Below are 11,526 nucleotides of genomic sequence, written 5' to 3' on the forward strand. Positions count from 1 at the left end.
CTCTCGCTCTATTGGCCAAATCATTGACTTTCTTGGCCATACCCAATAAATTTAATTGATCGGCATCTTTAATAACGGGTACAATTAGATTACCATCAGCAAGTGCTGCCGCCATACCCAAGTTAATATGCTTCTTTTTAATGATCTTATCACCTTGAACGGAAATATTCATCATTGGATAATCGCGTAGGGCCTTAGCCACAGCCTCCATAAAGATTGGTGTAAAGGTTAAGTTTTCTCCTTCGCGTTGCTTAAAGGCATTTTTATGCTTATTTCTCCAGTTCCAAATGCCTGTGACATCAGCTTCAATGAAAGATTGTACATGCGCGGAAGTCTGTACAGAATCAATCATATGCTTAGAGATGAGTTTCCCCATTCTAGTCATTTCAATGATTTCATCTTCACCAGAAGCCACCACAGGAACTGGTGCTGGTTTCTCTTTAGGTTTTGGAGGTTCTGTTTTCGTTTCTACCGTTTTAGGTGCAATCGTTTCCTTAACTTCAACAGGCTCAGGTTTGGGTGTTGAAACTGCTGCTGAACTCCGAGATTGCAAATAACTTTTTATATCATTTTTAGTAACGCGACCGTCTTTGCCTGTACCAGGAATTGTATCCAATTCAGATTGGGAAATGCCTTCTTGCTTGGCAATATTTTTAACCAAAGGCGAATAGAAACGGTCACCAGAGGCTATAATCGGTTCTACAGATGTTTTAGCAGCAACAACAGTTTGGGCTACTTCAGCTACAGCCTTATACGCTTCATTCTCAGCCGGTTCGGAAACTGGTGCTTCAGCTTCCTCCGTGTCATCTCCTTCAATTTTTATTATAGCAAGTGTTTGGCCTACTTGAACAACATCATCAACATCGAATAATTTTTCGACCAAAACACCATCGACTTCACTTGGCACCTCACTATCTACTTTATCGGTAGCAATTTCCAAGACAGCTTCGTCTGCCTCGATAGTATCACCAATGTCTTTAAGCCAAGAGGTAATTGTTGCCTCGGCAACACTCTCTCCCATTTTAGGTAACTTAAGTTCAAAATTTGCCATATCGTTAATTTGAAGGTCTTTATTAGCTAATCGGATGCAAAATTAATAAAAAATAGTGTTTTTTGTTGATTTTTTTTTAATACTTAATTAGAAATGAATTACCTCTCCTTGACTCTTACTGCGATCACTTCCAAGAATAAAGTTACTATTTTTTAACAATATTCGGTATGTGTTTTGCTTAGTACTTTTGTATTGCTTCATGTAGCCAATTATGGACTTATAGTCTATATAGCTTATATCAAAAACGATTTGAGCATTGCTTGGAATATCGTTTAAGTCTTTAGTAAACACTATAGGTCGCTTTAATTTTGATTTTAACTCTTTAGATATTGAACTAGCAACCACCACATTATTTTCGGTTTCAATTGGCATTAATACTTTGACACTTTCTCTCTTTGAAACCAATTTTAAACCCGATCTTACAATAGATGCTATTATTTTACTGCTTGAAAAGTGTTTTTTGTAAAAAATTTCCATAGCACCATAAAATCGTTTTGCATAAATTGTATCTTTTAATGTGCTTTCTCCTTTAAAATGAATTATCGTAGTCTCACCAAAATAATAATTTGAATATCCTAATTTTAACATTTTATATGATAAATCGATATCTTCTCCATACATAAAATAGTCTTCATCAAAGCCCTTAACCTCATTGTAAACGGATCGCTTTATGAGCATAAAAGCACCGACCAATACATCAGTTGTACCTATTTCATCAGGACGTAGAGTATTTGTATAATAGTTTTTAGTCCTACCTATTAATTTTTGAAAAGCAACTTTAGGGGTAGGTACTTGTCTTTTACTCTCTGGTAGAAAAGCTCCTCTACCGTCAATTAACTGACAGCCAATGATACCAACTTTAGTTTTAGATTCAGCAAACTGAAGTACTTTCTCAAAAGTGTCTTCTGCTACAACCGTATCTGGATTAAGTATGCATAAGAATTCGCCCTTTGCTTCTAATGCACCAATATTATTTCCCTTTGAGAAACCATAATTTTCAGGGTTCTCAATGAATTGTACAGAAGGAAATAATTGTTTAACCATATTGCAACTATCATCTGAAGAATTATTATCAACAACAATAATCTCAGCTTGAATATCTTTAACAGCAGCTTCAACACTACTTAAACAGAGTTCTAAAAAGTAACGTACGTTATAATTGAGTATGATGACGGATAGCTTCAAGATAAGTTTATGATTTTAATGATCCTTCAAAAGGAATACGATCAATTATGCTTCTGCCTAATGTAATTTCATCTGTGTATTCCAATTCATTGCCAGCTGCGACGCCTCTAGCTATTGTGGAGGTAGCGATATTGTAATCTTGAACTTGTCTAAAAATATAGAAATTAGTGGTATCACCTTCCATTGTTGGGCTCATAGCAAAAATAAGCTCTTTCACTTGCCCTGATTTTACTTTTTCTACCAAAGAATTGATATTTAAATCCTGAGGACCTACACCATCTATTGGCGAAATTTTTCCGCCCAAAACATGATACAAGCCCTTAAATGAGCTCGTATTTTCTATAGCCATAACATCTCTAATATCTTCAACCACACAGATTAATTCTTTATTGCGGTTAGGGTTTTCACAAATTTCGCATAGTTCCTTATCACTAATATTATGACAAGACTTGCAAAAATTAATTTCTTCTCTTACTTTGCTTAGTGCGTCGGATAATTGAAAGGTCTGGTGCTTTGGCTGCCTAAGTAAATGTAACACTAAGCGCAGAGCCGTTCGCTTTCCTATTCCAGGTAATTTTGCCATTTCATTAACAGCATTTTCTAAAAGTCTTGAAGAAAATTCCATAAACGCGAAGTTACTGATTTAAGAACAAAAAAGCCCAACTGCAAACCATTTACAATTGGGCTTTTTTTTCTAATTGATAGTTATTCTAAAATCAGCTTTTTGGTAATTTCGCCATTGTTACTATTTAATTTCACAAAATATAGTCCAGAATCAAGAGAGGACATATCTATTTTAAATTCATTGAACAAATTAACTTTCTTTCCGTAAAACACTATTTTGCCTTGTGCATCATAGATTCTAATACTAACATCTTCTAGTTTATTCCATTTTAGATTTACTTCACCTGCAGCAGGGTTAGGAAACATCAAAAGGTCATTAAATTCTAAATCACTAACACTTAAGGTAGAATTATAAACATTAGATCGCCATAAGCCTCTACCATAAGTTGCTGCATAAATCCTATTGTCTGCTGTATTAATTTCTAATTCGTTTATCCTAACATTTGGTAAACCGTTATTGAAAGGCACCCATGTATTTCCAAGCGTATTGTCTGTATAATAAACTCCATAATTCATACCAACATACAATCCATCTTCTCCATTATCTTGCCATGCTAATGCTTGAGATGAAAAATTAGGCAAGTCCCAACGTATCGATGCCCATGACAGTGCCCCATCAGTACTTAAATACACTTTTTCATTATTCGTTGTGGCTATGACCACTTTATCTGGGTCTGTAGGATGAACGGCTATTTCATTAATCCAAGCACCAGATAAATTTAATGACGATTGTATCCAATTGCCCCCTCCATTTGTTGTATGCCAAAAGCTTCCATTAATAGCAAGGTACATTCTATTATTATTAGATGGAGCTATTTTGAAATGATCGATATTAGTGCCAAAATTTGGAGATATTGAAATCCAACTAGTACCGCCATCAATAGACTTATAAATTTGGTCATAAGCCACGTAAATGGTATTATCTACTGTAGGGTCTTGCTCAAAAGGTACAATCCAATTCCAGAAACCGCTACCAGCAGGAGAAGTAATAGAAGCCAAATCCTGACCACCATTTAGCGTCTTATACAATCCACCAAACTGTGTAGTACCATACATTGTTTGCGAATTATTCTTATCTACAAAACCTTCCATACCGTCAGCACCAAGCCAATCTCTCCATAAGCCATCAGCTCTTAGAACTGAAGTCCCATTATCTTGTGAGCCTCCTGTTACCACAACAGGGTCTGTTTGGCTTATACCAATTTTATAAAATTGTCTAATACCCATACCAGGTGTTAAATCTGTATAATAGTTACTATTTACAACAGTTGGGTTTTCTGCTCTAAATATACCACCATCAGTTCCAACTATTAATTCAGTATTAGCACCTGTACCTGCAAATAACATAATATCTACATCTGCATGGCAATACCCAATATTTTGAGAGGAAGCATTTCCAGGAACCCATTGGGATGTAATACTAAAATTAGAACCTCCATCTGTAGACCTCCAAGTATTTATACCTGCAATGTGTACATCATTAGCATCATTAGGATTGACTACAATGTCCATATCCCTTGGTGCTTGACCACGACTATCGTTACCAAAAGAATCATAACCAAAATAGTTGTTACTAAAGTGATCGTATTCTGTAAAATTTGCTCCACTATCGGATGACTTGAAAAAACTTCCATAAATATTCTGTTCTGCTTCCAAAACATAAACTACTGTGGGGTCAGCATCAGATACTCCTATCATCTTAGTACCAACAGACATCTTGCCAGGTATGAATTCGAATCCTTCAGAAAACACAACTCCCAAATTATCAGCTTCTACTGAAATATCATCTAATGTTACACCCCTGGCATAATTAGAAACGCCTTCAAAAGCCACATAATAGTCGGTCGTCGTATTCGGTAAGTTTAGGGTAATATCCTCCCAACTGATTACTTCTGCCGTATAATGTGCTAACTCTACCCATGAACTACTGACAGAGGTTTTATACAATACTCTTAGCTCATCTATATCTCCAGCCCAGCTAACTTGAGTATATGAGAATTTAACCTGAGGGTTAACCGCACTGCTTAAATTCATAGATGGCGACACTAAACGTGTTGACTGTGAAAAATTATTAGTCTGAAACCACCCCATTGCACTTCCTGTTCTTGGAGTTACTGTATTATTTTGATTTGAATTTGAACGCCTCCATTCATTTTCACCACTCACAAATTCTTGAGTCCAATCTTCCAAACCGTTGGGATTTATACCAGAATTATCTTCGGGAACAAATGATACGCCACCATCAACAGATCTAAAAAAATTATTTCCTGAAGCATAAACTGTATTTGGGTCGCCCGGTTTAAACTCAACATCATAACCTGTTGTCGCTGTAGGATGGATTATTGTCCAAGACGTACCACCATTAGTAGATTTATAAATCCCACCGCCTTGGGCAGTAGCAAACATTATCAAGGAATTTGTAGGATGGATCAAAATTTTATTTACAAAACCACTTGGCAAAGAGCTATGTAATATCCAAGTAGATCCACTATCTGTAGACTTAAATATGTTACCACTTGTAGAACCCCAATAATAAGTTGCATTATTGCTTGGGTCTATAGCTAAAGCATATACATCGATATTAGAAAGGTTATCTGTAAGAACTGTCCAAGTAGATCCACCATCAATACTACGCCAAACTCCTCCAGTTTGACTACCTGCAATAATATGATTAAGATTATTCTCTTCTACATCTATAGAAGTTATCCTACCAACGCCTGGGTTCCATCCTGCTAAAGCATTCCAGTAAGTTGGCCCCATTTCTTCCCAATCACCAACTATAGTTTTGGACGCTAAGCCTTCACTATTGATATATGCATTGTAGGCTTGTAATTCGTTATAATAAAACTCTGGTGTTTTTAGTTTTCCTGTTTCGTCCATAGCACGCTCGGCAAAATACTGCCAACGCCTAAATGGTTTATAACCTGTTCCCCTATCTCTACCTACAGAATCAAAATGACGTTCAGCTACTTCAACAATATATTCTACAGTATGAGTACCTTCAGCTATAAGATCCTGATAATTTTGGGAAAAACTAGTAGTTGCAAAGCATAGGAATACGATTAAAAGGGCAAACTTTTTCATAAATCATCAATTTTAAGTGGCTTTTTTTTTCAAATGTACTATTTTTCGTAAAAATTTCTTAAATAAGCACATTTTTTATGAGTACCAGCTCCATTCTCTTTGTTATTATAGGATACTTTAGCATACTCATTTTAATATCCTACTTTACAGGTAAAGATGACAGCAATGATGTTTTCTTTAAAGCCAAAAGGCAATCACCTTGGTATGTGGTAGCTTTTGGGATGATTGGCGCTTCACTTTCTGGAGTTACATTCATCTCTGTCCCTGGTTTAATTGGTGAAGAACAATTTGCTTACATGCAAGGTGTTTTTGGCTTCTTTTTTGGTTATATTTTTATACTCACCGTATTAATTCCGCTATATTATAGACTAAACGTTACTTCTATATACCAATATCTAGAACAACGTTTTGGATCAGTTAGTTATAAAACTGGCGCTTTTTTCTTTTTACTATCTCGTGTTACAGGCGCCTCATTTCGTCTCTTTTTAGTTGCGTTAGCAATGCAATTTATAGTTTTTGAACAAATGGGTGTCCCGTTTTGGATGACCGTAGTCATATCTATATTACTAATTTGGTTATACACTAATAGAGGTGGTATTAAAACCATAGTCTGGACAGATACGCTTCAAACCTTAGCTATGCTAATATCTGTTACGGTTGCTATTTTTTTAATCAATCAAAAACTAGATTGGTCCTATACAGAGTTTTTATCTTCTGATGCTTTTAAGGAAAAAGGGAAACTATTCTTTTTTAATGATCCTAAAACTAAAGTCTATTTCTGGAAATACTTTATTGGCGGAATTTTCATTGCGATAGCCATGACAGGGCTTGATCAAGATATGATGCAAAAAAACCTAACCTGTAAAAACCCTACCGACGCAAAAAAAAATATGTTGAGTATGGCGACTCTTTTAGTCATTGTCAACTTTATCTTTTTATCATTAGGGGCATTATTATTTATCTACGCAGAAGAATTCAATGTTGCCATTCCTGTTTTAGATGGGAGAGTGAGAACAGATCTTTTATTTCCCGAAATAGCCATGAATCAAGGTTTGGGTAAAGGTTTGGCAATTACTTTTTTAATTGGTCTCATAGCAGCTGCCTATTCTAGTGCCGATAGTGCATTAACATCCTTAACGACATCTTTTAGTGTTGATTTTTTAAATATTGAAAACAAACCAAAAGAAGAACAAAAACCACTTAGAAAAAAAGTACATATTGCAGTTTCAATTACACTTGCCTTAGTAGTTTTGTTATTCAATATGTTAGATGGAAGTGTAGTGAGTAACCTCTTTAAGTTTGCCACATTTACCTATGGCCCTTTACTGGGTTTATTCGCTTTTGGCATTCTCACTAAGCTTACTATTAAAGATAAATATGTATGGATTGTTGGTTTAACTGCAATAATTATGACCTATGCCATAACTCTTGCACCAACATACTATGCATACAGCCAAGAGCTTTTATTAGAAGACTGTACGAAATCTAATTGGGAATGTGCAGCATTATATGCTCAAAAATACTATTATAACTTCCACTGGGAAATTTTACCGCTTAATGGTCTTATTACATTTTTAGGACTGCTTCTTATATCCAAAAAAACTAGTACTGATTAGTACTCAGTAATACTAAAGTACAAGCCACTTCAAAATCGATATCATTATCTTTTAAAAGATGATACAACTCAGGATTTTCAGTACCTGGATTAAAAATGACACGTTTAGGCTTTAACTCAATTATATAGTTATAATAAGCCTCCTGCCGCTTAGGGTTGAGATATAATGTCACCGTATCAATCTCATCATAATACTGTAATTCTGTATCAATAATAACATCATTTATTTGACCTGGCTTTATACCAAAAGCAACAACTTGGTGCTTATTATTACGTAGTTTATTGACCACGATGTTAGAATAGCGTCCAGGTTTTAGAGAAGCTCCTAGGACCAATGTTTTTTTACCCATATGTTAAAAAGATGTTAAGGAATGTTAAATCAGGTAACATGATGTAAAAATAGTCGTCTAGACATTAAGAAACTATCAATCAATCAAAAAACAATCAAAAAATGAAGCATTTCTTTCTAATGCTTATTATGGTCTCATCAGCCATTTTAAGTGCCCAACCCAATTCAAATCCTGATATTAAAAATGGTTCCATTAGAGGTCGCGTCTTAGATGCAAACCTCAACGCACCTCTTCCTTACGTAAATATTATTGTTAAGGATGCCTCTGACAAAGTTATTACTGGAGGCATCACCAATAGCGATGGTACGTTTAGCATAAAAAAAATCCCAGAAGGCACTATAAAAGTAGAAATTACCTTCATAGGTTATAAAACTATTATTAAGCAAGAAACTATTGGAAGAGGTAGCTATAATATTAATATGGGAGATATTCGTTTGGAAGAAGACGATACGGCTCTCGACGAAGTAACTGTAGTTGCAGAAACCTCAACTATACAACAAAAAATTGACAGAAGGGTCATTAAAGTCGGTAAGGATTTAACGACTTCTGGACCAACGGCTTCAGATATTATGAACAATATTCCTACAGTAAATGTAGATCCCCAAACTGGAGATATTGCCTTAAGGGGCAATCAAAATGTTCAAGTTATGGTTGACGGTAAATTGTCTAATATCCCAGCGGCCCAGTTATTAAGGCAAATACCATCTACTTCTATAAAACAAATTGAATTAATTACCAATCCATCAGCAAAATATAATCCTGATGGTATGAGTGGCATTATAAATATCGTTCTCCACAAAAACATAAATGTCGGTTTTAACGGTAATCTCAACTTTGGATTGGGTTACCAATTAGAACCTAAGTTTAATAGTTCTATTGACATGAACTACAGAAATAACAAACTGAATTTCTATGGTAGTTACGGCAACAATATTGCCGAAAACCAAAACTTTATTGAACTAGAACAAGTTGAGGCAGATTTAACTCAGGATATTGACCTCCTAGATGAGCGTAATACCCATTTATTCAAATTTGGTGTAGATTATTATATCAATGATAAAAATACTTTCTCAGTATTTACCAATCAAAATATATTTGATGGTGGCTCCTTTGGCCAAACGTCATTAATGTTTCAAGATCCTTCTGATGATTTTCTTCAGGTTATTGACAATAATAATGAAAACCATAGCCAACAGTACAACGTGAATTATAAGTTGGATTTTGGCAAAGAAGGTCATAATATTGAATTGGAAGCGGATTTCAACTTTTTTGATAACGATGTCGTCACCCTTAACCGTTTTACTGGTGCTGATGTACGTCCAAATTTTGATGAATTCACCGATACGGAAAGAGATCGTACAACAATTAACTTGGACTACGTGAATCCATTATCGGAAAAAGCCAAACTTGAAGCTGGTTTACAAGCGCGGCTATTCACTACGGATTTAAGCTATAATTCAGATGCCAGAGTACAGGATGAGTTTGGTAATTTCATCCCAACGTCAACGACATTTGATTACGAGCGTAATATCTATTCGGCTTATGTAAGTTATAGCAAACAGTTAGAAAAATGGTCTTATCAATTAGGGCTTAGGGCAGAGACTGTAAATGTCAATACATTTGCTGTGGATACGGATCTTACGGACGACTCCACGACTGAGTTTCCTTTTGAAAATGACTACACACAAGTGTACCCATCAGCATTTGTAACGTATAACCCATCTGAAAAGAATTCTTATCAGTTTAGCTTTAGTCGTCGTGTAGACCGACCTGGTGTTGGGCAAGTAAATCCGATTCCGGAGTTTAACACTCCTTTGATTTCGCAGTTTGGTAATCAGGAATTAGAACCACAATTCACCAATTCTATTGAGGCCAATTATACTAGGAACCTTGAAAAAGGAAGTATTACTGCTGGAGTATTCTATAGATTGATAGAAGATGAAATTAACCAAGGGGTCTTTGTAGATCGATCAGCACTTGGTTCTGGCCGTGTGATTTTAAGAATAGACAACTTTGACAACACATCTGCTTATGGTATAGAAATATCCAGTAACTATAAACTAACAAAATGGTGGAGTTTTAATGCCAGTTTTGATATGTACGGTCGCACACAGCGTGGATTTGCAGAATCATTAGACCCAACGATTGTTAACCCTACAGAAAGCGATATTGAAATCAATAATACGGAAGTTGATAACCTTATCCTCAACTTTAGAGTGTTCAACAACTTTAAAGTAACGAAAAAATTATCACTCTCAGCATTCGCTATGTATCGTGGTAAGGATACAGGGTTAAACTTTGAGGTAGACCCATTTTATTTTGTGAATCTTGGATTGCGTTACAGTTTCTTAGAAGATAATAGAGCTACGTTTAGCTTAAACTTTAATAACGTATTCGATACTCAAGAAATCAACATTTTAAGTGAGCGTCCATTTAGGCAGGAGGCTGAGTTTATCCCAGAATTTAAAACCATATTTGCAAGTTTAGCTTATCGTTTTGGAGGTGGAAAGTACAGAGCAAAGTCTCGTAAGCGAAGAGATAATGACGAAAAGTCTGGTGGAGGTTTCTTATAAAAAACATTTGCCTAGAAGTGCAACATTTAGATAAAAATAAAGTCTTTATAGTGTAGAACATAGCTTTAATATTTAATAGTTTACATAAATAGTTGATGGTTAGTGTTAATGTTTAACTATTAGATAAGAAAACCCTGACAGCCCTAGGTTCGTCAGGGTTTTTGTTAAATACACGTTAAAAATGTTAATGTTTGAAATAAAACTAAGACTGTAACGTCTAAGATATTGAGATAAGTTTTAAGTAATAGTTGTTATAAGATACTTATGTTTTATAATAAAGTGTTAGTTAAAGTTGGTTAATAGCTGAAAAGCCCGGACAATTTTAGATTGTTCGGGCTTTTTTTAGTTGTTTTTTATCATGCAGTCAAATCCGCCAATACGAGCAAAGCGAACTGGCGTAGCAAATTGCAGTTATACATTGTTGTAACCAGTTTATATTTCCATTGTTTGTTTTTCAAGTGAGTCTTTTCAATATTTCAATTCTTTTAACCTATTTAAGTTTCTATCCCAAAAAATGATTTTTCCTTGGTCATCTGTAGTAATTATTTTGCTACTATTTTTATTCCAATCTATTCCCCAGAGAAGATTTTCGGCAGATTGTTCTGCTACTAAATCTCCATCTTTATTCCAAAGTCTAATCTTTTCGCTAGCAGTTGCTAATAATTCGCCATCATAAGACCATTCCAAATTTCTCAATTCTGCTTTGCTTTTTTCAATTGTTTTTATTCTTTCGCCATCATATGTCCAATACTGTAACCATGGCGGATAGTGATTTGTAAAATCTCCATAGTCGCCTGTTACAAAAAATTCTCCGTTGGGATTCCAAGCCACACAAAGCATTAGCATTTCTTCTTTCCTATCCTCGATATGTTTTAGGCTGTCAATTTCATAGTTATACAACGAAATTTTGTCGCCAACCGTAACAATTACATTTTCTTCTGGATGCCAATCTAAACTCATAAGCCCTTTTTGTTCAGTATCTATTTTCTTTAAAAATTTCCCATTTTCATCAAAAAAGGTTAGAAAGCCCTCATTGTCACCCAC

8 protein-coding genes are annotated in these 11,526 nt (G+C 35.1%); 2 read left to right on the top strand and 6 right to left on the bottom strand.

Annotation, left to right across the window (positions count from 1 at the left end):
• From Q0992_RS09045 to Q0992_RS09060, 4 genes are all read right to left on the bottom strand, one after another.
• The coding region (locus Q0992_RS09045; RefSeq protein ID WP_299522753.1) for a dihydrolipoamide acetyltransferase family protein at window positions 1–1,051 on the bottom strand (1,051 nt) is incomplete at its 3' end.
• Window positions 1,052–1,138: 87 nt separating this feature from the next.
• Window positions 1,139–2,236 carry a glycosyltransferase family 2 protein gene (locus tag Q0992_RS09050; protein WP_299522756.1) on the bottom strand — a complete coding sequence of 366 codons (1,098 nt, stop codon included), beginning with the start codon at window positions 2,234–2,236 and terminating at the stop codon, window positions 1,139–1,141.
• A 7-nt stretch (window positions 2,237–2,243) separates the two neighbouring features.
• On the bottom strand, window positions 2,244–2,861 hold the full coding sequence (recR, locus tag Q0992_RS09055; protein ID WP_299522759.1) for a recombination mediator RecR: 618 nt from the start codon (window positions 2,859–2,861) through the stop codon (window positions 2,244–2,246).
• Between the two features lie 80 nt (window positions 2,862–2,941).
• On the bottom strand, window positions 2,942–5,944 hold the full coding sequence (locus tag Q0992_RS09060) for a T9SS type A sorting domain-containing protein (protein ID WP_299522762.1): 3,003 nt from the start codon (window positions 5,942–5,944) through the stop codon (window positions 2,942–2,944).
• 77 nt (window positions 5,945–6,021) lie between these two features.
• Here Q0992_RS09060 and Q0992_RS09065 point away from each other — a divergent pair, with 77 nt between their 5' ends.
• Window positions 6,022–7,560 (top strand): sodium:solute symporter, encoded by a 1,539-nt coding sequence (locus Q0992_RS09065; RefSeq protein ID WP_299522765.1) that lies wholly within the window; start codon window positions 6,022–6,024, stop codon window positions 7,558–7,560.
• Here the strand turns inward: Q0992_RS09065 and Q0992_RS09070 are convergent.
• Window positions 7,547–7,909, bottom strand: a complete 363-nt coding sequence (locus tag Q0992_RS09070; RefSeq protein ID WP_299522768.1) for a CoA-binding protein — start codon at window positions 7,907–7,909, stop codon at window positions 7,547–7,549. The two genes, Q0992_RS09065 and Q0992_RS09070, sit on opposite strands and share 14 nt — an antisense overlap.
• 101 nt (window positions 7,910–8,010) lie before the next feature.
• Between Q0992_RS09070 and Q0992_RS09075 the strand changes: the two genes are divergently transcribed.
• Window positions 8,011–10,482 (top strand): outer membrane beta-barrel family protein, encoded by a 2,472-nt coding sequence (locus tag Q0992_RS09075; RefSeq protein WP_299522771.1) that lies wholly within the window; start codon window positions 8,011–8,013, stop codon window positions 10,480–10,482.
• Between the two features lie 468 nt (window positions 10,483–10,950).
• Here the strand turns inward: Q0992_RS09075 and Q0992_RS09080 are convergent.
• On the bottom strand, window positions 10,951–11,526 hold a 576-nt coding region (locus Q0992_RS09080; RefSeq protein ID WP_299522774.1), incomplete at its 5' end, for a hypothetical protein.

It is taken from the genome of Winogradskyella sp. (assembly GCF_028289625.1).
Lineage (GTDB): Bacteria > Bacteroidota > Bacteroidia > Flavobacteriales > Flavobacteriaceae > Winogradskyella.